Source organism: Abiotrophia defectiva ATCC 49176 (assembly GCF_037041345.1).
GTDB lineage: Bacteria > Bacillota > Bacilli > Lactobacillales > Aerococcaceae > Abiotrophia.
Genome location: NZ_CP146287.1, coordinates 1,993,812 through 2,015,200, shown reverse-complemented (window position 1 = coordinate 2,015,200; position 21,389 = coordinate 1,993,812). Strand labels below are relative to the sequence as shown.

General features: G+C 47.2%; 21 protein-coding genes, 3 tRNA genes, 1 other RNA gene and 1 other annotated feature. Of the genes, 22 read left to right on the top strand and 3 right to left on the bottom strand.

Translation table 11 applies throughout. From position 1 onward, the window contains the following. The first annotated feature begins 4 nt into the window (after window positions 1–4). The 12 genes from V7R82_RS09470 (at window position 5) to V7R82_RS09415 (ending at window position 8,832) form a co-directional block, all read left to right on the top strand. Window positions 5–520 (top strand): NYN domain-containing protein, encoded by a 516-nt coding sequence (locus V7R82_RS09470; RefSeq protein WP_070756441.1) that lies wholly within the window; start codon window positions 5–7, stop codon window positions 518–520. Between the two features lie 61 nt (window positions 521–581). Then, on the top strand, window positions 582–1,208 hold the full coding sequence (locus tag V7R82_RS09465; protein ID WP_070756440.1) for an RNA polymerase sigma factor: 627 nt from the start codon (window positions 582–584) through the stop codon (window positions 1,206–1,208). Between the two features lie 54 nt (window positions 1,209–1,262). Next, window positions 1,263–1,415, top strand: coding sequence for a 50S ribosomal protein L33 (rpmG, locus tag V7R82_RS09460; protein ID WP_070756439.1), 153 nt, complete (start codon window positions 1,263–1,265; stop codon window positions 1,413–1,415). A 14-nt stretch (window positions 1,416–1,429) separates the two neighbouring features. Beyond that, complete coding sequence (secE, locus tag V7R82_RS09455; protein ID WP_023392543.1) at window positions 1,430–1,603, top strand: preprotein translocase subunit SecE; 174 nt, start codon at window positions 1,430–1,432, stop codon at window positions 1,601–1,603. 97 nt (window positions 1,604–1,700) lie between these two features. Next, window positions 1,701–2,198, top strand: a complete 498-nt coding sequence (locus V7R82_RS09450) for a phosphatidylglycerophosphatase A family protein (protein WP_291427634.1) — start codon at window positions 1,701–1,703, stop codon at window positions 2,196–2,198. A 141-nt stretch (window positions 2,199–2,339) separates the two neighbouring features. After that, window positions 2,340–2,879 (top strand): transcription termination/antitermination protein NusG, encoded by a 540-nt coding sequence (nusG, locus tag V7R82_RS09445; protein ID WP_023392541.1) that lies wholly within the window; start codon window positions 2,340–2,342, stop codon window positions 2,877–2,879. 246 nt (window positions 2,880–3,125) lie between these two features. Further along, window positions 3,126–4,448, top strand: a complete 1,323-nt coding sequence (locus tag V7R82_RS09440; RefSeq protein ID WP_338542686.1) for a uracil-xanthine permease family protein — start codon at window positions 3,126–3,128, stop codon at window positions 4,446–4,448. Window positions 4,449–4,670: 222 nt separating this feature from the next. Beyond that, window positions 4,671–5,096 carry a 50S ribosomal protein L11 gene (rplK, locus tag V7R82_RS09435; protein ID WP_035364969.1) on the top strand — a complete coding sequence of 142 codons (426 nt, stop codon included), beginning with the start codon at window positions 4,671–4,673 and terminating at the stop codon, window positions 5,094–5,096. 80 nt (window positions 5,097–5,176) lie between these two features. Beyond that, on the top strand, window positions 5,177–5,866 hold the full coding sequence (gene rplA, locus V7R82_RS09430; protein WP_070756436.1) for a 50S ribosomal protein L1: 690 nt from the start codon (window positions 5,177–5,179) through the stop codon (window positions 5,864–5,866). A gap of 58 nt (window positions 5,867–5,924) precedes the next feature. Continuing rightward, window positions 5,925–6,046 (top strand) — a sequence feature (ribosomal protein L10 leader region). A gap of 36 nt (window positions 6,047–6,082) precedes the next feature. Next, window positions 6,083–6,583, top strand: coding sequence for a 50S ribosomal protein L10 (gene rplJ, locus V7R82_RS09425; protein ID WP_291430439.1), 501 nt, complete (start codon window positions 6,083–6,085; stop codon window positions 6,581–6,583). A 35-nt stretch (window positions 6,584–6,618) separates the two neighbouring features. Then, complete coding sequence (gene rplL, locus V7R82_RS09420; RefSeq protein WP_023392535.1) at window positions 6,619–6,984, top strand: 50S ribosomal protein L7/L12; 366 nt, start codon at window positions 6,619–6,621, stop codon at window positions 6,982–6,984. Between the two features lie 249 nt (window positions 6,985–7,233). Next, window positions 7,234–8,832: an ABC transporter ATP-binding protein gene (locus V7R82_RS09415; protein ID WP_338542681.1), complete on the top strand. Its 1,599-nt coding sequence runs from the start codon at window positions 7,234–7,236 to the stop codon at window positions 8,830–8,832. Between the two features lie 317 nt (window positions 8,833–9,149). Here the strand turns inward: V7R82_RS09415 and V7R82_RS09410 are convergent, their stop codons facing one another. Together V7R82_RS09410 and V7R82_RS09405 are read right to left on the bottom strand one after the other, a co-directional pair. Further along, the gene (locus V7R82_RS09410; protein ID WP_314211236.1) at window positions 9,150–10,547 is read right to left on the bottom strand and encodes an HD domain-containing protein; all 1,398 of its coding nucleotides are present in this window, start codon (window positions 10,545–10,547) and stop codon (window positions 9,150–9,152) included. Window positions 10,548–10,559: 12 nt separating this feature from the next. Beyond that, the gene (locus tag V7R82_RS09405) at window positions 10,560–11,423 is read right to left on the bottom strand and encodes a lipoate--protein ligase family protein (protein WP_338542677.1); all 864 of its coding nucleotides are present in this window, start codon (window positions 11,421–11,423) and stop codon (window positions 10,560–10,562) included. Window positions 11,424–11,584: 161 nt separating this feature from the next. On the opposite strand from V7R82_RS09405, the gene V7R82_RS09400 reads away from it, so the two are divergent. From V7R82_RS09400 to V7R82_RS09380, 5 genes are all read left to right on the top strand, one after another. Then, window positions 11,585–12,019, top strand: a complete 435-nt coding sequence (locus V7R82_RS09400; protein ID WP_338542675.1) for a DUF1934 domain-containing protein — start codon at window positions 11,585–11,587, stop codon at window positions 12,017–12,019. Between the two features lie 43 nt (window positions 12,020–12,062). Next, window positions 12,063–12,737 carry a DNA-directed RNA polymerase subunit delta gene (rpoE, locus tag V7R82_RS09395; RefSeq protein ID WP_070756431.1) on the top strand — a complete coding sequence of 225 codons (675 nt, stop codon included), beginning with the start codon at window positions 12,063–12,065 and terminating at the stop codon, window positions 12,735–12,737. 145 nt (window positions 12,738–12,882) lie between these two features. Then, window positions 12,883–14,484, top strand: coding sequence for a CTP synthase (locus tag V7R82_RS09390; RefSeq protein WP_291427640.1), 1,602 nt, complete (start codon window positions 12,883–12,885; stop codon window positions 14,482–14,484). A gap of 197 nt (window positions 14,485–14,681) precedes the next feature. Further along, window positions 14,682–15,539: a class II fructose-1,6-bisphosphate aldolase gene (gene fba / locus V7R82_RS09385; RefSeq protein ID WP_338542673.1), complete on the top strand. Its 858-nt coding sequence runs from the start codon at window positions 14,682–14,684 to the stop codon at window positions 15,537–15,539. 179 nt (window positions 15,540–15,718) lie between these two features. Beyond that, window positions 15,719–17,698 (top strand): acyltransferase family protein, encoded by a 1,980-nt coding sequence (locus V7R82_RS09380; protein WP_338542672.1) that lies wholly within the window; start codon window positions 15,719–15,721, stop codon window positions 17,696–17,698. Between the two features lie 40 nt (window positions 17,699–17,738). Here V7R82_RS09380 and V7R82_RS09375 read toward each other — a convergent pair whose 3' ends face one another. Beyond that, window positions 17,739–18,455 carry a prepilin peptidase gene (locus V7R82_RS09375; protein WP_338542670.1) on the bottom strand — a complete coding sequence of 239 codons (717 nt, stop codon included), beginning with the start codon at window positions 18,453–18,455 and terminating at the stop codon, window positions 17,739–17,741. A 134-nt stretch (window positions 18,456–18,589) separates the two neighbouring features. Here V7R82_RS09375 and V7R82_RS09370 point away from each other — a divergent pair. The 5 genes from V7R82_RS09370 (at window position 18,590) to dnaX (ending at window position 21,378) form a co-directional block, all read left to right on the top strand. Then, window positions 18,590–18,662 (top strand) — tRNA-Lys (locus tag V7R82_RS09370). A 22-nt stretch (window positions 18,663–18,684) separates the two neighbouring features. Next, window positions 18,685–18,757 (top strand) — tRNA-Thr (locus V7R82_RS09365). 10 nt (window positions 18,758–18,767) lie between these two features. After that, window positions 18,768–18,839, top strand: a tRNA-Gly gene (locus tag V7R82_RS09360). 186 nt (window positions 18,840–19,025) lie between these two features. Continuing rightward, an RNA gene (gene ffs / locus V7R82_RS09355) (signal recognition particle sRNA small type) lies at window positions 19,026–19,111 on the top strand. 296 nt (window positions 19,112–19,407) lie between these two features. Further along, window positions 19,408–21,378 (top strand): DNA polymerase III subunit gamma/tau, encoded by a 1,971-nt coding sequence (dnaX, locus tag V7R82_RS09350; RefSeq protein WP_338542668.1) that lies wholly within the window; start codon window positions 19,408–19,410, stop codon window positions 21,376–21,378. Window positions 21,379–21,389 lie beyond the last annotated feature (11 nt).

The window sequence follows — 21,389 nt, the reverse complement described above, 5'->3', positions numbered from 1 at the left end:
ACTGATGAAAAGACAGGCCTACCTTTTGGTGGATGGCTACAATATGATTGGTGCGTGGCCACACCTGTCGCGTCTTCAAGTGGTTAATATCCAAGAAGCGCGGGATCGACTAATAGCTGAACTGGCCAGTTATGCCAGGGTGAGACAGGTCCAAGTGATTGTGGTCTTTGATGCCCAATTAGTACCTGGACGAGCGACAAGGCTTGAGCAGTCTGGAGTGCAAGTGGTTTTTACCGAGGAGAACGAAACGGCAGACTCGTATATTGAGAGGGGAGTAGGAGCCTATATCCATCCGTTGAACCGCGTAACGGTGGCGACGAGTGATATGGCTGAGCAATGGACTATTTTTCAACAGGGAGCCCTTCGTATGTCGGCTCAAGAATTATGGCTTGATTTGAAGTTAGCCAAGGAAGAAATGACTGCAGATGTCGAACGTTACTATAGTAGACGGCTCCGCCGGCACAGCCCGTGGAGCGCAAAACAATTGGCGAAACTCGATCAATTGCGCAAAACACTTTAAACATATGGGATAAACCTTTTCCTTCTCCCCTATAATAACCTTTATAGAGGAGGAAACACCCATGGATTTTCATCAGTACGAAGACACAGAGTTGCCAGCACTAGATCAAGCAGTTGCAGCACTCAAGGCAGATTTTGATGGCCAACAATTTGAACAATTGTTGCGCCAGTTCAGTCCTTTGATTAGAAGTTGTTATTTGATGAGTAAGTCTGCCTATCTTGATTATGCAGACTTCCAACAAGAAGCTAGAGTTACTTTGTGGAAGGCCATCTTCACTTATAATGGTGGAATTCCCTTCAAGAGTTACTTTAAAATTGTCCTTATCCGACATTTTAGCCATTTATATCGTTATGAATCGGCTCATAAACGTGTTCAAGCATCCGATTGTGTTTCTCTGGATGTGGATGACTATGTGAGAGAACAACTAGAGGCACATTTCGATCCTTTGAGTCCCCTAGCCCAAGGTCATGATGTGGCACCAGAAGATTGGTGTCTGGCACGTGAAGCCTCCGATGGTTATTTTTCAAGTTTGTCTGATTGGGAAAAAGAGGTTCTCTTAGCTTGCCTAGATGGCATGAGTGTCGAGGAGATGTCTCAGGTCAAGGGCAAGTCCCAACGTTCTTGTCAAAGTGCTCTAAGCCGCTGTCGTAAAAAACTAGAAGATTTCTGCAAGAGGCTTGACAAATAGCCGGGAACTGCCTATCATTAAAAGATGATACAGCATCAAAAGGAGGTAGTTGCCTTGGCTCAAAAGAAAGGTGCCTTAGCCTGTAGTGAATGTGGTCAACGTAATTACCACATGACACCCACGCAGATGGGACAGTCGCAACGCTTAGAAATCAAGAAATTCTGCAAGTATTGCAACAAGCATACCTTGCATAAAGAAACTAAATAGAAGGGTATTAGAGCATGGGATACATTAAGAACGTCGGAAAAGAAATGAAACGTGTGACTTGGCCAAGCTTAGGTGAAGTCAACAAATATACATGGACAGTCATTATTATGGTCGTTTTATTAGGCCTCTACTTCGGTGGCATCGACTTTGGCTTGTCCAACTTACTCAACTACTTCTACGCCCTCTAAGCGAGCGAGAGGTAGGCACTTAGATAGAAAACCTCAATCCGCTTGGAGAATCTCTCTAGGCGGATTGATTTACTTTAGAGAAAAGGATGGTGGCTTCATGACACACGATGAACACTTAGAACAGCATATGTATGATCTCTTAAGCCAACGAGGCGTGACCATTAAGGATATCGCCCACATTGTCTACGACTTACAAGTGGATTATGTGCCCCATATTACGATTGAGCAGTGTCAGTCTCACGTTCAAGAAGTCCTCAAGAAACGCGAGGTTCAGCACGCAGTAGTCACTGGTATTGAGTTAGATATGGCGGTAGAAGCGGGCCACTTCTCGCCTATTTTGCGGGACATTATTGCGCGCGATGCGGGTCTTTATGGGATTGATGAGATTCTGGCCCTGTCCATTGTCAATGTCTACGGGTCGATTGGCCTGACCAACTTTGGCTATGTAGACAAAATGAAGACCGGCATCGTCAAAGAACTAGATTCCAAGACGCCTGGCCGGGTCAACACTTTCATTGATGACTTGGTAGGCGCCATTGCAGCCGCTGCTGCAGCTCGAATTGCTCACGCAGGTTTAGAGAGAAATCAAGACTAGCCACTAGGCCAAGTGCCCGAGGAAATTCCTTGGGCCGGGTCTTGTCTCAGTGGCCGCCCTTATGTTATACTAAGGCTAACGATAGCGACCTACCCAATGTAGGTTTTTTATTTTGCCGGTTCAAATAAAAGGAGTAGACAGATGAGTAAAGAATGGTATGTATTACACACGTACTCAGGGTACGAAAACAAGGTCAAAGAAAATATCGAGATGCGGACGGAAAGCATGAACATGCAAGACCACATCTTCCGTATTGCGGTGCCTGAAGAAGAAGTTGTTGAGAAGACCGATGGCGTAGAGAAGAAAAAAGTCGAAAAGACCTTCCCTGGCTATGTCCTAGTAGAGATGGAAATGTCTGATGAGGCTTGGTTTATTGTTCGTAATACACCAGGTGTAACTGGTTTTGTTGGCTCTCATGGTGCCGGCTCAAAACCATCCCCACTCTTGCCAGAAGAAATTGCGGCTATCTTGGGTGACGCGCCAATGCCAAGTCAACGTGTAGAACTCAATGTAGAAGAAGGAGACTATGTGTCCATTATCGATGGGGCTTTCTCTGGCCTATCTGGTCAAATCGAGGAAATCGACCGTGATCATGACAAACTCAAAGTAGTGATTGAAATGTTTGGTCGTGAGACAGTGGCGGAATTAGACTTCGTGCAAGTTAAAAAAGAAGATATTTAATCAAGGTAGAGACTAGGAAATAAGCTTCCTAGTCTCTTTTTGTGGGGCGAGTGATGAAGTCTTAACAAAATTTGATAAATGTCCAGCTGAGACTCGTCAAAGAGCCTCACGTATGCTATACTATCTCCCAATAAGGGCTTTTAATTCCATTCCGTGAGGTGGAGAAGGCTAAATCACTTTACCGAGCCCTTGGAATAAATTCAGAGGGCTCTTTGTCATGTCTTGGAGCCCGGAAAAGAGGTTATGATGGAACTACAAACGTCCAAAGTCCGCATGCTGCTTGATGTCGAGCAGAAGCCGCCTTTCCTACAAGGGCTCTTGTTGAGCGCCCAACACGTCTTTGCCATGTTTGGGGCGACCATTCTGGTGCCCCTGATTCTGGGGATGCCGGTTTCGGTGGCGCTCTTTGCCTCAGGGATAGGGACCCTCATCTACATGGTCTCGACCCAGTTCAAGGTGCCGGTCTACCTAGGGTCGTCCTTCGCCTTTATCCAGGCCATGGCCTTCGCTAATAGTCAGATGAATGGCGATGTCTCTGCTGCCCAAACCGGGGTGGTGCTAGTTGGGCTAGTCTATGTTGGGATGGCCCTCTTGATTCGGGCAATTGGAACCACCTGGATTGATCGCTTATTGCCACCTATTGTGATTGGGCCCATGATTATGGTAATCGGTTTGGGCTTAGCCAACTCAGCGGTTAAGAATGCTGGTTTTGTGGAGGGGGGCGACATCAAACATATCCTGGTCGCCCTTGTTACCTTCTTAATCACGGCCTTCATCAATACCAAAGCCAAGGGTTTTCTCAAAATCATCCCCTTCCTCTTTGGGATTATTGGGGGCTACTTGCTAGCTGTTATTCTTGGTTTAGTAGACTTCACGCCAGTCCTAGAGGCAGCTTGGTTTGAAGTGCCGCATCTCTATCTACCATTTGAAACTGGGGGCTTCTTCAGTCACTATCACCTCTACTTTGGGCCAGAGACTTGGGCGATTTTGCCGGTAGCAGTCGTGACCATTGCAGAACATATTGGGGACCATACAGTGTTGGGGCAAATCTGTGGCCGTAAGTTCTTGGAAAAACCAGGCCTCCATCGGACCTTGATTGGGGATGGGGTGGCGACCGCTGTGTCAGCCTTTATCGGGGGGCCGGCCAATACCACTTATGGCGAGAACACCGGGGTGGTAGGGATGACCCGTATCGCTTCCGTCTCTGTCATTCGCAATGCCGCCCTCTTTGCTATCGGGCTTAGCTTTATGGGCAAATTCACGGCCATCATCTCCACTATTCCTAAACCCGTATTAGGTGGTATGGCCATCCTACTCTATGGGGTTATTGCTTCTAACGGTTTGAAAGTGCTGATTGAGAAGCAAGTTGACTTCCACCAAGTCCGCAACTTGATTATCGCCAGTTCTATGCTAGTGCTAGGCTTGGGCGGCGCGGTTCTCAAATTAGGACCGGTGACCTTATCCGGTACTGCCCTCTGCGCCTTGGCTGGCGTCCTGCTCAACTTAATCTTGCCACACGAAGAAAAATTCCAAGACCAGAAGGTTGAAGAATTACTTGGTGAAGCGTAAATAAGGAGCTCCCTTTCCAGGGGGCTTTTCTTGTAAGGAAAAAGCCAAGCATGAGCAGAATCTTGCAGAGCAAAAAAATCTCTCAAAATCAGGCCTTAAGGCATTGCATATTTGCTGGAGTATGCTATAATAGTACGGTGCGCAAAGTACGCACACTGAGTGGGAGGAGGCTTAGGCTTCCATGAACCACATCACGAACCAAAAATTAAGGAGGAATGTTTCGTGGCTAAAAAAGTCGTAAAACAAGTTAAATTACAAATCCCAGCCGGCAAAGCAAGCCCTGCTCCACCAGTAGGTCCAGCGCTCGGTCAAGCACAAGTAAACATCATGGGGTTCTGTAAAGAGTTCAACGCTCGTACACAAGATCAAGCAGGCTTGATTATTCCTGTTGTTATCTCTGTATACGAAGACCGTTCATTTACTTTCATCACCAAAACTCCACCAGCTCCAGTATTGTTACTGAAAGCTGCTAAAGTTGACAAAGGTTCAGGTGTACCTAACAAAACTAAGGTTGCCACTGTAACCAAAGATCAAGTACGAGAAATCGCAGAAACTAAAATGCCAGACTTAAATGCAGCCAATGTTGAAGCTGCAATGCGCATGGTTGAAGGTACTGCTCGCTCAATGGGGATTACAGTCCAAGACTAAGCACAATGTAGCTTCTCAACCCGAATTCTATCGGGTGTGGGAGGTCAAACCGTTATAACCACAACATAGGAGGAAGAAAAATGGCTAAAAAGAGCAAAAACTTACAAGCGGCTCTTGCAAAAGTAGACCGCAACAAAAAATATGAAGCTAACGAAGCTGTTACCTTAGCAAAAGAAATCGACTTCGCTAAGTTCGACGCTACCGTTGAAGTTTCTTACAACTTAAACATCGACGTTAAGAAAGCTGACCAACAAATCCGTGGCGCAATGGTATTGCCACACGGGACTGGTAAAACCAGCCGTGTAGTTGTAATCGCGCGTGGCGAAAAAGCTAAAGAAGCGGAAGCAGCAGGTGCTGACTTTGTTGGTGAAGCAGACTTAATCCAAAAGATTTCTGACGGTTGGTTAGAATTCGACGTGATGGTCGCTACCCCTGACATGATGGGTCAAGTGGGTCGCCTTGGTCGTGTCTTAGGGCCAAAAGGCTTGATGCCAAACCCTAAAACCGGGACTGTTACCATGGACGTAACCAAAGCAGTTAACGACATCAAAGCTGGTCAAGTCACTTACCGTGCTGACAAAGCTGGTATCGTGAACGTGCCAATCGGTAAAGTATCTTTTGAAGACAACAAATTGGTTGAAAACCTCAAGGCGCTTCACGAGCAAATCTTGCGTGTGAAACCAGCCGCTGCTAAAGGTACTTACATCAACAACTTGACTTTGAGCACTACTTTTGGTCCTGGGATCAAGTTGGATGTTACTTCTCTCTAATTTTTAGCGAGAAATCCGCGAAGAGGCTTGACATGATGGCCCTTCTTCGCTACAATAACATACGTTAATATAACGACCGAAGACAGTAAGTGGCGCAGGCCTTAATTTCTTACCGAGGAAGTTCCACGAATGGAAGCTATCTCTATGTCTAAGGTGACATAGAGATTTTTTATGACAACATAAAAATCTCTATATCAAACTAGCGGAGGTGAAATTATGACAAAAGCAATTCTCTTGAAAAAGCAAGAAGAAGTTTCAAAAGTTGCTGAAGAACTCAAATCTGCAGCATCTGTAGTCGTTGTTGACTACTTAGGCTTAACCGTTGAAGAAGTGACTAACTTACGTAAAGAGTTACGTGATAACGGCGTGCAAATGAAGGTTGTGAAAAACACCATCTTACGTCGTGCTGCTGCTCAAGCTGAAATCGAAGGCTTGGATGCCCACTTTGTAGGCCCAACTGCTATCGTGTTCAGCGAATCAGAAGTTGTAGCGCCAGCGAAAGTTATCGCAGAATTCGCGAAGAAAGCTGAAAAGCTTGAAATCAAAGGTGGCTTAATCGAAGGGAAAGCAGCTTCAGCAGAAGACGTGAAGGCTCTTGCAGCTCTTCCAGACCGCGATGGCATGCTCTCTATGCTCCTTTCTGTACTGCAAGCCCCAGTACGCAACACTGCATTGGCTATTAAAGCTGTTGCAGAAGCAAAAGAAAGTGCAGCTTAATTACACAATACTAAACTTAATGGAGGAAATTAATCATGGCATTAAACATTGAAAACATTATTGCTGAAATCAAAGAAGCAACAATCATCGAATTAAACGATTTAGTAAAAGCAATCGAAGAAGAATTTGGCGTAACTGCAGCAGCTCCTGTAGCAGTAGCAGCAGGTCCAGCAGCAGCAGCTGAAGAGAAAACTGAATTTGACGTTGAATTAACTAACGCAGGTGCAGGTAAGATCAAAGTTATCAAGGTTGTCCGTGAAGCAACTGGCTTAGGCTTGAAAGAAGCTAAAGAATTAGTTGACGGCGCACCATCTGTAGTCAAGGAAGGCGCTTCTAAAGAAGACGCAGAAGCTTTGAAAGCTGCCTTGGAAGAAGTTGGCGCAACTGTAACCTTGAAGTAATTTTCAAGCTAAGAAATAAAGCTAGAAACTCCGTTTTATCGGAGTCTCTAGCTTTTTTGTTTTGTCCGTGAATACGTTAATGAATAGCTTGCCCCTGGTTACATACGATTAAGAGAGTTTATGAATTCAAAATGCCCCCTTTACTATCCTTTTATGGATATTGACAAACGGGAGTTTTAAGGATAAAATGCAAAACAAGATATCGCACTGAATATATATGGGCCTTATTAGGAAAGGGCGGGGTGACAGATGAGGAAAATAAGTAAATTATTTGTTGGAAAGTTTAATTTAGTTCTGGCTTGCATCCTATTTTCTATTTTACTTTCCTTCGATGGTATCGGGGGACCATACTTTTTAGGGCGTTTTACCGACTTTCTGACAGTGGGAGATTATATTTCCGGGACTTGGACAACAGTGCAGTGGCTTGCTTTTCTCATGCTAATTGCCCTTTCGCAGGCCTTACAGCGTTACTTCCTAGCTAAAATTCGGACCCAAGTTAGGATTGAGTTAAAAGCCCAAGAATTGACTAAGGCCAGTGCTAGACCGCGATTGGGCGCTGCTAGTGGCTATCTGGCTAGTATTACGACCGAGGTGACGCAGATTGATGAGCGGATAGTTGCTAGCCTCTTGACATTTGTCTACTGTCTTTTGCAGACGGCGGTTACTTTTAGCTTCTTAATGATGCTTGATGTACCAGTAGGGCTGATTTTTGTTGGGCTAGGATTTATACCTGTCTTGGTACCGCGCCTCAGCGCCAAGTGGCTCAAAGAGGCCACTCTAAACTGGCAAGGAGAAAACCAGCGTTTCGTCAATCAATTGGATGATTTTCTTAAAGGGCGTAAACTCCTAAGTCGTTTTCAGGCACTGCTACCGGGACAAACGCGTGTTATGTCCCAATTGAATTATTCAGAGTCAGCCTATCTCCAAATGGAGCTCAAGCAACAAATAGCCAACACCTTGGTTAGTTTACTCTATGTTGGTGCCCTCTTGGTGGGTTTGCTACTTGGCATTCAATCTGTCATGGCAGGCCGTCTAACGGTGGGGGCGTTGATTACCATTTACATGGCGGCAGATCGGGTGATTTCTCCCCTAATGACCTGTATTCAACTTTATAATAATATGTCCGCAACACAGCCACTCCTAGACAAGATAATGCAACCAGTTCAAGCTGAAAAGTCGCACCTAGAGTTAGTGCGTGGTGAAAAGCAAGCATTGATTCAGGTGCAGGATGGGACAGTTGGTTATCCAAATCGTCCTTTGATTAAAGGCTTGAATCTCCAGTTGAACTTGGGAGAAAAAATCCTCCTGCAGGCGCCATCAGGTTCGGGTAAGTCAACCCTTATCCAGACTCTGATGGGCGAAATCCCACTGCTGGAAGGCAAAGTGAGTCTGAATCGAGATGCATTACCATCGGATGAAGGATCTTGGTTTGGTATGGTGGAACAAGCACCTTTTGTTTTTAATCTGACTTTAGGAGAAAATTTAAGTTTAGGACTAGATTACAGGTCAGAGGAAATGGAGATGGCCTTACAAGCTGTAGGATTGGCGAAGTTTGCTGATCCAGAATCTTTGGCTAGAGTTTTGGGTGGTGACCAACAAATTTTGTCAGGCGGTGAACTCAAGCGATTAGAGGTTGCACGTGCGCTTCTCTTCAAAAAGCCTATTTTGCTAGTGGATGAGGCTCTTTCAGGACTTGACGCTCAGGCTGCAAAAGCCTTAAACCAAGTATTACGTCAATATCCCGGCTTGGTTATTGACATTGAGCACCATATTACGTCAGACCTCATTTCCCAATACGACCGCGTCCTTACCATACGCGATGGATATTTAGAAGAAATTAGAGCATAGAAAAAAACCATTATATCATATATGATATAATGGTTTTTTTGTGTGTGGATTATTTTTTTGTACTGTGAGAGGATAGCTTTTAGCCTTGAAGCTAGGTGAATAACTGTAGTCGCGTCAAAATTCATGCCATTGGAAGGTTGAAGATGGCAGGCGTATGAGAAGCGCTTGGAGCATCGCGACTTAGCGATTCCATAGCCTGACAAGGCGGAAGAGTGGCGGATAGCCAGGCTAAAGCCGGTCCCCTTCCATGGGCATGATGTTTGCTTGAGCGACTACAGTTATTCACCGTTTGAAAAGCTAGTATCTATTTCTAATCCTTAGAACAGTCGTTGTTGAATATTCTGGGTAACGTCGTTGCGCTCATTGTAATAAGCCGCCAGCAAGGTGGTCTGGTTCTCATTGACCTGGTCGGCCGCCGTATCCTCGGCTGTGGTCAAAATTTCTTTAGGGAAGTAGAGACGCAAATCGCCACGCTGCTTGCCGGCTAGGGAATTGACTAGGGGACTAACTTGAGATAGCTCAACAATCTGCCCCATCTTGGTAATGAGCTCAATCTGGGTGCGTTTGCTAATCTGACCTACACGATAATAGTCATAAGGCAGGTCAAAACTAGAATTCTCCGCGAAATAATAGTAAGGGTCATAGCCCAGACGGACTAGTTCTTGGTCGATGGCAATGGTCAGCTCAGTCTTCTCTTCGGGACTGGTCAGAACGGATTTGAAAGGTTTGCGGGTCAGGAAGCGATTAGCCAAATCTGCCAGCAAGATATCCTCTTCGTCTAGCCAGTGGTTGAAGTAGCTGCTGAGGATGTGGTCGTCCAGTCGCAAGTAATCAGATAGGAGCCAGTCCCCTCGTAGGAAGGGCTCTAGGAAGCTGATTTGGGTCTTCATCTGGTCCGCTTTTTCCAGATAACAGGTCTTAGCGCGGGTCAGTAGGCTGTGGAGGACCATTTCCATGCCGCGGGAGACGGAGTGGAAGTAGACCTGCATATACATTTGATAGCGACTGACGATATAGTCTTCAATGGCGTGCATACCCGAGAAGTCGAAGACAATGCCGTTTTTGAAGGGGCGAATCACCCGCAAAATCCGCGTCAAATCGAAAGTGCCGTAGGAGACGCCAGCATAGTAGGCATCGCGAAGCAGATAGTCCATGCGGTCGGCATCAATCTGGCTACTAATCAGCTGGACTACCTGTTGGTTAGGGTAGGTCTTATTGATGACACTGGCGACCTTAGCCGGGAATTCTGGGCCAAGTTGTAGCAAGACCTGATGAATTTCAGTTTCAGGCGAGGTGATAATACGTTGAGTAATCTCCTCATGGTTGGTATGGAAGATCCCTTCGAAGGCATGGGAGAAGGGACCGTGGCCAATATCATGGAGTAAGGCAGCGCAGAGGGCGACCAAGCGCTCAGAGGCCTGCCATAGGCCGTCACCCGGCGTTTGGGACAGGTATTGGCGTTCGAATTTGTCGACAATGAGACGTGTGATTTCATAGACGCCTAGAGAATGACCGAAGCGCGAATGTTCGGCCCCGTGGAAGGTGTAGACGGAACCGCCCAATTGCTTAATGCGGCGCAGGCGTTGAAATTCTCGCGTGTTAATCAGATCTAAGATAATCTGGTCTTGGATATGGATATAGCCATGTACCGGGTCGCGGAAGACCTTCTCACGGCTGAGTTTTTGGGCCGCAACGGCCCCATCAAAGTTAAACATGGCATAACCTCCTTAGCTATCTTGCTTGCTATTGACTTCTGATTTTAGTGATTGGGTGCGGGCCAAGGACACTTGGCGCATTTTGGTAAAGATAGGCACTAGGTCAGGATCTTGATAGTCGCCTGGGACTAGTTTTTGATAGCGGCTAATCAGCTGGATCAACTCTTCTTGGTAGGTCTGGCGGTCAAGTGGTTGGCCACAAGCTTGAGCCAGTGTCGTCATGACCGCTGGGTCTACTTGGGGATAGCTGTCGTCCGCTCCAGCTGCCTGGTAAAAGCCCGCCATGAGTTGGGCGCGAGCAGCTTGGTCACCCGCTACACTGATATAAGCCGCAGTCGTCAGACCGGTCTTAAAGCGACGTTGGGCAATGCCCCCGATTTTCTGGCCCCCCGCGACCAAGTCATAGGTACCAGGGCAGTAGGATTGGGCGATTTCATAGGCTTCAAGCTCAAGGCCATAAGGTATCAGGGACAGTCCAATCAGGGCCACCATCTGTTCGTAGGCGGCATCAATGGATAGGGGGAAGTGGGTCAGGTCGCTTGCCAAGCCAATATTCAGGATGCCTGGATCACAGACAACGCCCAAGCCACCATGGGGCCGGAGGGCATAGTCGAAGCCTCGCTCTTCTAGGTAGGCCAAACCAGCCAATAAGTTAGGCAGACGGCTATCTTTGGCGCCCAAGAGGACAGTGGGACGATCAATGGAATAAAAGTGAACGAGGCCCTGAGCTTGGTCTCCTTGTAAATGAGGGAGCCAACGAATGAAGCTGTCCTGATAGGCCAAACTATCGCTTGCCGGCAGCGCCGGAACATGGTTAGCATCGTCGAAGTAACGCCATTCATGTTGTGATAAATACGGAAATTGTGGCAATGCCATTCTGTCCTCCCCCTTTCTTATCAAAGTTGCCCTCCTAAATGCCGATGAGAGCGATTGCTATGGTGTTATTATAGCACGATTTGCGGTATAATGACTATATAGAACCATTCGAGAGGCCCATCTTGTGACAGAAAGTGAACAAGTGGCCAGAAAGGACCTTCATGAGACGTGTAAGCATTGACCTTCAGGTCGAACAACAAATTATTTATCCAGATAGTCAGCAGGTAGAACGTTATGACCACAAGACCCAGGCGGTCCTCTTAGAGCTAGAATCTTTTACCAAGCTGACCTATCAAAATCTCAATCAAGAACCTGTTGAAGTCAAATGGCTACCCCAAGCTGATGGGAGCACCCAGATTCAAGTCAGTCAGGCCCAGGGGGTGTTGCTCTTCGTGCCAGAACAAGAAACCATGACCAACTACCAGACTCCTCAGGGCAGCTGGCCTTTGAGTGTCCATACCCAGCACTTGCACTGGCATTTTGAGCCGGCGGATCAAGCAGGAAAAATCCGCTATGCCTTGACCGTCGACTATCAATTAAAAAATGACCAAGAATTGCTAGGAAACTATCGTTTTCGATTGATTTATGTCGCTTAAATAGGTAATATATAAGAGTATACTAGGGAGGGTGTGTCAAACCATGATTTTGAAACAATTTGAAGGACAAGACCGCAAAGATTTATCCATGATTGAAGTTGCTCACGCAATTTTAGAACAAAAAGGTGATGTGGTAGACTTTACGGAATTACTGATTGAAATCCAAAACTACTTGGAATTATCAGAGTTAGAGCTAGAAAGCCGTATGGTCCGCTTCTATACCGACTTGAATATCGACGGTCGTTTTATCTCCTTAGGGGAGAATCGTTGGGGCTTGCGTGGCTGGTACCCAATCGATGCAATCGATGAAGAAATTATCTCTAGCGCTGAAGCTGAAGATGATCGTCCAGTTAGCCGTCGTAAGAAACGTAAATACAATGCCTTCTCTGAAGGAGACGACATGATCGACTACAACGATGATGATCCAGAAGATGCAGATGATATCTACGATACTGATTTAGACGATTACGGCGATGTAGATGAGGAAGATGAGGATGACGACGATACTCGTGGTCTAACCCTCATTGAAGACGATGCCGTTGACTTAGACGACGAAAGTCAAGAGTTGGGCGAATACGCTTCTGACCTCTCTGATTTCGGCGACGATGACTTAGATTTAGACGGTGATGCTTCCTTCGAGGCTGAAGATGATGAAGCCGATGACTTCGAATCAGAAGACGAAGAATACGAAGAAGAGTTACAAGACGAAGAAGAATAAACTTGACGCGGTCAGAGCTTTAGCGTAATATTTTATGTGGGCCCCCTAAAGCTTTTTAGGGGCAACTGACCGAGTGAGCGCTCCCTGTTCCTAGAACGGGGAGCGATTTTCATTTATTAAATAAGTAAGGAAAAGGAGTAGTGACATGACAAAGTATATTTTTGTAACGGGTGGGGTAGTTTCCTCAATTGGTAAAGGGATTGTAGCGGCTTCCTTAGGCCGTCTGCTCAAGAATCGTGGCCTCAAAGTAGCCATCCAAAAATTCGATCCTTATATCAATGTGGACCCCGGCACCATGAGTCCTTACCAACACGGGGAAGTCTTTGTCACCGATGACGGGACCGAGACAGACTTGGACTTAGGTCACTATGAGCGTTTCATCGACATTAACTTGAACCAATACTCCAATGTCACTACCGGTAAGGTCTATTCAGAAGTACTCAAGAAAGAACGTCGGGGCGACTACCTCGGGGCGACGGTTCAGGTGATTCCGCACATCACTAATGAGATCAAAGATAAAATCCGTCGTGCAGGTGAATTAACCGATGCCGATATTGTGATTACCGAAGTAGGGGGGACAGTAGGGGATATTGAGTCCCTACCATTCCTTGAAGCCTTACGTCAAATGAAGGCCGACATGGGTGCCAACAATGTGCTCTATATTCACACTACCCTCATCCCTTACCTCAAAGCGGCAGGTGAGCTCAAGACCAAGCCAACTCAACACAGCGTCAAGGAACTGCGGAGCTTGGGGATTCAGCCTAATATCTTGGTAGTCCGTACCGAAGAAGAGTTACCAAGTGGTATTAAGGACAAGTTAGCCCTCTTCTGTGACGTTAAACCTAATGCTGTGATTGAGTCTCGCGACGTCGAGACCCTCTATACGATTCCGCTTAATCTTCAAGCGCAAGGCATGGATGATTTGGTACTGGACCACTTTGGTATCCAATGTCCAGAAGCAGATATGACCGATTGGCGTGCGCTAGAAAATAAGGTGCTCAATCTTAAGGGTAAGGTCACGGTCGGTCTAGTCGGTAAATACGTGTCCTTGCCAGATGCTTACCTATCCATTGTGGAAGCACTCAAGCATGCAGGTTATGCACACGATACTGAGATTGACATTCGTTGGATTGATGCCGAAGAAGTGGATGATCAGAATGTCGCGGACTACTTGGCTGATGTCGATGGCGTCTTAGTACCAGGTGGCTTCGGTAGCCGAGGCCTAATCGGAAAAATCGCAGCCATTCGCTATGCTCGCGAACACAAATTACCATTCTTCGGGATTTGCTTGGGTATGCAATTGGCCTGCATCGAGTTTGCCCGTAATGTGGTAGGCATCCATGATGCGGATACAGGTGAAGAAAATCCAGCTTGCCCACACAAAATTATCGATCTCCTGCCTGACCAAGAGGCAGAAGGCGACTTGGGCGGCACGCTGCGTTTGGGTCTCTACCCTTGCCGCTTAGTAGAAGGGACCTTGGCTCATCAACTTTATGGCCAAGAGGTGGTTCAAGAACGCCACCGTCACCGTTATGAGTTTAATAATGCCTACCGTGAGCGTTTAGCAGCAGCAGGCTTGACTTTCTCAGGCCTGAGCCCAGATGGTCGCTTGGTGGAAATTGTCGAAATTAAAGACCACCCATTCTTTATTGCGGCGCAATTCCATCCGGAATTTATTTCTCGCCCTAACCGGCCACAAGCTATTTTTGATGGTTTCGTGGCAGCCTGCCAAGCGCAACAAGCATAGTCAAGGACCGCACAAGTTTTCAGAGCTTGTGCGGTTTTTGTCTGAAGATGCGCGGTGCCTGACTAGACAAGAGGCGAACTTGTGAATAAAACGCTATGGCGCAGTTTCTGGCCAGGGCTAGGGGGAAAGACTAGCCAAGGCAGTGAAAATGGAGTATAATAAAAACATAAAATAATCCAATTCAAGGAGGCATAAACATGAGTCGTTTAGTAAGTATGACGGAAATGTTGAAGAAAGCAAAAGAAGATCATTACGCTGTTGGTCAATTCAACATCAACAACTTAGAATGGACCCAAGCGGTATTACAAGCTGCTGTAGAAAACAATTCACCAATTATCTTAGGGGTTTCTGAAGGTGCTGGTAAGTACATGGGTGGCCCTGTTGCTGTTGTCGGCATGGTAAATGGTTTGTTGGAAGCAATGGATGTAAAAGTACCAGTTGCTTTGCACTTAGACCACGGTTCATCTGTTGATGTATGTAAACAATACATCGATGCAGGTTTCTCTTCCGTAATGTTCGACCACTCTCACTACCCAATCGATGAAAACATCGCTTTAACCAAAGAAGTAGTGGCTTATGCTCATCCTAAGAACGTTTCTGTAGAAGCAGAAGTTGGTACAGTTGGTGGTACTGAAGATGGCGTAACCGGCGGCATCAAATACGCTGACTTAGAAGAATGCAAACGCATGGTTTCTGAAGGTCAAATCGACGCTTTAGCTGCTGCTTTAGGTTCAGTTCACGGGACTTACGCTGGCGAACCTGTATTAGGTTTTGACGAAATGCTTGCTATCTCTGAAGCAACTGGTGCTCCACTTGTACTCCACGGTGGTTCAGGGATTCCAGAATTCCAAATCAAGAAAGCAATCGAACGTGGTCACGCTAAAATCAACGTAAACACTGAATTGCAACAACAATGGACAGCAGCTGTTCGTGCTAAATTAGCAGCTGACTCAGAAGTCTATGATCCACGTAAAGTCATCGCACCTGGTAAAGAAGCCATTGTGAAGACAACTAAAGAAATCATGGACATGTTTGGTTCAACAGGCAAAGCCTAAGACCAGTAAGTATCATGTAGGGACTGGGATTTCGATTCCAGTCTCTTTTTTGCTGATAGGGCAAGGAGACACGAGTTCGTTTGTTGCCGGAAAGCCCTGAGAACGTAATCTGATTGTTACGGTATAGGGCTAAGATTTCCCTTATAATAATAAAATAACAAGTACAAGTAGGTGGCAAGATGAAAGGACAACATATACGAGGCCTGAATGGCATAAAGGGTTTGGCTATTCTGATGGTCATTAGCTATCACCTCTTTCCGAGCGTGACCAGCGGTGGCTTTCTCTGGGTCAATAGTTTCTTTGTCCTAGGGGGCTTCTTCCTTGCGCGAAGCATGGAGAAAATCCAAGAAGGTAATCGGCCACATGCCCTGAGAAACTATGTCTTAAAAACAGTCCAACGGCTTTGGTGGCCACTCTTGGTCTTTATTTTAATCCTATTGGCCTATCTGCTAGCCTTTGATCGACGGGAGCTGAGTTATGACCGAAGCGACATTCTATCTAGTCTCTTCTTCTTCAATAATTACTTCCAGATTAGCGCCGGCCGGTCCTACTTTACTCAGATGGCTGGGACCTCGCCATTTACCCACCTCTGGTATAATTCGCTTTATGTCCAGTCTTTCCTAGTCGGAGTGGCTGGTATCTGGGTGACCCAGAAAGCCTACTTTTCGGCCTACTATAAGGCAGCCTTTTGGCTGGCTCTGATGAGTCTCAGTCACACATTGACCTTCTACCTCTACCAACCATCAGGGGATCCCTCTCTGGTTTATTATGGTTTGGTGACCCGCTTTGCTAGTGTAGCGGGTGGGATTGCCCTGGCTTACTTATTGCCAATTTTCCTTAACGCTTGCTATCGCTATCAGCACAAGCAAGTCATGCTCAATATTCTGGCCTTAGTGTCAGTCGCGCTCATGCTAGTCCTAAGTTTTACTGCATCAGACCAGGCAGGTATTACCTACTATCTCTGGTTGCCAGCCTTCAACATCCTGACCATGTTACTAGTACTGGCCTTAGTCGGGGGCGCAACCCTAGGGCGTTTAGTCTTTGATTGGGGCTTTTTGACCCATTTTGGCCGTCGTTCCTATTCTTTCTACCTCTGGTACTATCCGCTCTTGACCGGCCTGCTCAAGGCACTGCCTCATACGGCTTGGACAGCCGTCTTAGTGCTAGTGGTTATCCTACTAGCTAGCGAAATCTTCTACTGGCTAGTTGAAGGCCGTGCCCCTCAGCCTGTCTGGACTTGGGGTCGTCGTTTTAAGACCGCCTGGGCGCGTTTGAGACAAGGCGCGTGGCGCTGGCCAGACTGGCGTAAGGCTAGCCTAGGGCTAGTGGGAGTCATTGTTTTAGTAGTCGGCCTCTTGCTAGCAGCTGACTATCAACGCTTTGCCTTGTTTGAATTGGAGTACTTGGCCTTTACTAACAAGACCCATGTTCAAAAAGCCATTTATCCTGGGACTGAAGCTATGGATGCCCTACAGACCGATCTCAAGGCAGTGGACACGACCTTTAAGACCGACTATGTGACGCCACAGTCTCACCAAACCATCCTTGATAAGGCCATTAAAGCCAGTCAGGTCAATGCCGAAATGCAAGCCTTTTTTGAGGAGAACAAGGAAGTTTTAGAGCAAGCCGCTGCCCTTAATCCAGAGCTTGTGGCCATGCTGTCACCAGTTGAAATCATTTATGCGACCACTCAAGAAGTATCGCTCTTTGGTGACTCGGTGGCCTTGCTTAACTCATCGACTTTCTCTGATATCTTCTGGCAAGGCAATACCTACGGTAAGGTCAGCCTGTCCGTCTATAACGGAGCGCAAGAAATTCTACAGGACCGTGTCTGGTCGGGTCTAGTTAAACCTAAAGTTGTCATCCAACTGGGTGTCAATGGTGGCTTAGATACTGATTCCATGGATCAGCTTATGGCAATTTTACAAGGTAGAGAAGTCTATTTTGTAACCGTCCATAATGCGGATGGTGAAGACACGGAAGTGAATAGCTACATTAAAGACACTGCCCGTCGTTATCCAAATGCCCATGTAATTGATTGGCAAGCCTATCAAGTGGGACATCCGGAATGGTATGTGTCAGATGGCGTCCACCACAATGAAGTCGGCACCCTGCACTATGTGGCCTTTATCGCTCGTAGTCTCTATCAACAACGTTAAGACTCATCTAACCAAGCTGTCTTCTGTACAGCTTGGTTTTTTATGTGAGCCATGGCAAGAGGGCTAAGACTAGATAGTAGGCGAGGGCAATGGCTGGGACAAAGGGAATAGGTTGGTGCCAGCGCCTAGGCCGACTGCCAACCATCAAAAGACCAAGCCCGGCTGCCAGTCCCAAGAGCCAAGCTAGCGCCATGAGTGGAAGAGATAGCCAGAGCAGGCCCAGTAATTTGATATCAGCTCCGCCAAGCCAATGGGGATGCAAAATTTGGAGTAAGATGAGAAAGGCCAAGGCAAGGACAATCACCAGCATCTTCCAGCCATCCCAAGTTTGATAAAAGGCAAGAAAGAAACTAAAAGGTAGGCAAGCAAGCTGTAAGATATCCGGCACCCAGTAAGCCCAGAGGTCGCAAGCAGCCATCACAGCAAGCAAGGCGAGTAAGATACTATATAAGCAGATTCGAGTAGGAGACCAGGCCTGATAAGCAGCCATCAAGACCACGCCGATAGCTAAGCTGCCTCCCACCAACTCGCTTTGCCAGTAAATCGATGAGATTACTTGGTGGCAGTAAGGGCAACGGGAATGGAGGAGGGCTTGGGAAATCAGGGGGATGAGCTCTTTCCAGGAGAGAGGATGATGGCAATAATCGCAAGAGGAACGAGCCCGCCAATTAAAATGGTCAAAAACCAGTTGGTGGGCCAAACAAGGCACAAAAGAACCTAGGCAAGCCCCCAAACAAAAGGCTAAGATAAATCGCATATAGAGCACCTCCTTATATACTATATAGACTGAAAATGGAATGAAACACTAAAACTCAGCAAAAATTCTGAAAAAATTTAGGCTATGACTTGACTAAAATGTAAATCTAAGCTATGATATATGAGTCGTTACAAGAGTCATTAGCTCAGTTGGTAGAGCATCTGACTTTTAATCAGAGGGTCACAGGTTCGAGCCCTGTATGACTCATTCTTGCTTTTAGCAAGCTGTAGCCGGCTTAGCTCAGTTGGTAGAGCATCTGAATCGTAATCAGAGGGTCGAGGGTTCAAATCCTTTAGCCGGCATCGCCAACTTGCGGAAATAGTTCAGAGGTAGAACATCACCTTGCCAAGGTGGGGGTCGCGGGTTCGAATCCCGTTTTCCGCTTATGATAAGGCTAGAATCTTCTAGCAAAGCCCAGAGTACCGTCTTGAATGGTGCTCTGTTTTTTGTTTGTTGGATTAGGGGGGAAAGGAGCCAAGGGACTGCCAGGCCAGCGCTCGCGCCAGTCAAGAAGTCGCGATTGAGCTTTGGTTCGTCCATCTTGCTTTTTGAGTCAGCTTTTGCTAGAATAAGAGTAGGCAATGGCGGCGTCATGAATCGAGTCAGGACCGGAAGGTAGCAGCTATAAGTGACAAAGCCATGTGCTTATTTTTTTACCCATCAAATACTATCAAAATCGCCCATTATATCATATATGATATAATGGGTTTTCTTTTAACCTGCCAGTAGTTATATTTAAGGCACAAATCATGAATTTAGTGTCCAAAATATCACGTATTTTGACCAACTTCTACCCTATTTATCTATAGAATAGATAAATAGGGAAAGGAGTTTTAGTGCTAGGCAGATTTAAGCAAGTTGCCTTGATTTTCTAGGGCCATGCCTAGCGAATCAAGGGCTACTTATGCTATAATAGATAGGAAATATCTGTGCCCAAAAAGGAGGGTGGACAATGAGTTATCAAGCCTTATATCGGGTCTGGCGGCCCCAAAGTTTTGACGAGTTAGTGGGGCAACCCCTAATTGCCGAAACCCTAAAAAATGCGGTCAAGAACCAGCAATTAAGCCACGCCTATTTGTTCACCGGGCCACGGGGAACAGGGAAGACCTCTGCAGCCAAAATTCTGGCCAAGGCAGTCAATTGCCCACATCAGACAGATGGCAATCCCTGCAACCAGTGTGAACTTTGCCAAGCCATTACAGCTGGCCAATTGAGCGACGTTATTGAGATTGACGCGGCCTCCAACAACGGGGTCGAGGAAATCCGCGACCTAAGGGACAAGGTGCGCTATGCGCCCAGTCAAGCGACCTACAAGGTCTATATCATCGACGAGGTCCATATGCTGACCACCGGAGCCTTTAATGCCTTGCTCAAAACCCTGGAAGAGCCACCGGCTCAGGTTCTCTTCATCCTAGCCACGACAGAACCGCATAAGATTCCCGCCACTATTATCTCGCGGACTCAACGCTTCGACTTTGGGCGGATTAGTCAGGCTGATTTAGTCGGCCGCATGCAGTATATTTTGGAACAAGACGGGATTGACTTTGAAGCCGAAGCCCTGGCAGTGATTGCGCGGGCAGCCAATGGTGGGATGCGGGATAGCCTGAGTTTGCTGGACCAAGCCCTATCCTATAACCGTTCAGCGGTGACCGTTCAATCAGCCTTGGAAGTGACGGGGTCCTTGTCTCAGCTGGTCTATATCGATTATCTGACTGCCCTCCAAGCCCATGATGGGCCTAAGGCCTTGAGTATTTTGCAGGCCAGTCTTCAAGAAGGCAAACAGGCCAACCGCTTTGTGGAAGAGCTGATTCTCTTCTGTCGAGACCTCTTGTTGACCTTGAATTCCAAAGATAACTTCACACTCCTGACCCAAGCAGAACTCAAGCCTCTGCGTCAGGCTGGGAACAATCGCTTCTATTACAATCTAATTGAAAGACTGAATCAGGCCTTAAACCAAATGCGTTTTGCTACGCAAGCCGACCTCTTCGTAGAAGTAGCCACCATTGAATTGGCCCAAGAGGTCGCCAATCAGCCGGTAGCTGCTGGCCCTGAGTCAGGCGTCCTGGCCGACCTTGTGCGTCAGGTGCAAGCCCTAGAGGCCAAGGTCAGCCAACTGGAAGCCCAGTTACGGGCAGGCGCACCTGCTCAAGTAGCAGCTCCTAGCCCTCAAGCGCCAGTAGTGGATGACCAGCCGCGGGTGCCGCGCGAGCGCCCTGCAGGTCAGCGCCAAGCCTATCAGTTAGACACGGATGCCGTCTATGCCGTCCTCAATGAAGCCACACGTCAAGACGTCAGCCAGCTTAAAAGTGGCTGGGCTGCTTGGCTAGAATCCCTGCCACCACAAGACCGTGTGCGCTTGACGGGCGCAGAGGTGCAGGCAGCAGGTCCTGAACGTATTCTCTTGGCCTTCAAGAGCCAGGACTTCTGTGGCCGGGTCCAACAAGATGCTGACTTCGTCCAAGAGCTTAGTCGCCAACTGGCCCGCCACTTTGACCGGCCGGTCGCCCTAGCCTTTGTCTTACAGAGTGAGTGGAGTCAGGTGCGCCAGACCTATAAGGTCCTCTATGATCAAGCGGGCGGCCCTATCAAAATTGGCGCCGTGGCAGAACCTATTAGGCTAGCCCTAGAGGCGGAGCCTCTAGAAGCTGAACAAACCAGCCCACCATCAGACGACTTCCAAAGCCTGGAACAAGTCATGATGGACCTACCAGAGGCGCCAGAAGCAAGTGAGCCAGGCACTGATTTGTTTGGTCTGCCAATGGAAAGGCCAGAACCCGCTCAGCCAGTAGCGGACCAGGAGGACTTGCCGACGGTTGACCCTGTCTTCGCACAGGCACCAGATCAGGACAGCGTCCCACCTGTTGTCAGCCAAGCCTTGGCCCTCTTTGGTCAAGATGTGGTCGACATCGATTACGAAAAATAAAGCAAGCATTA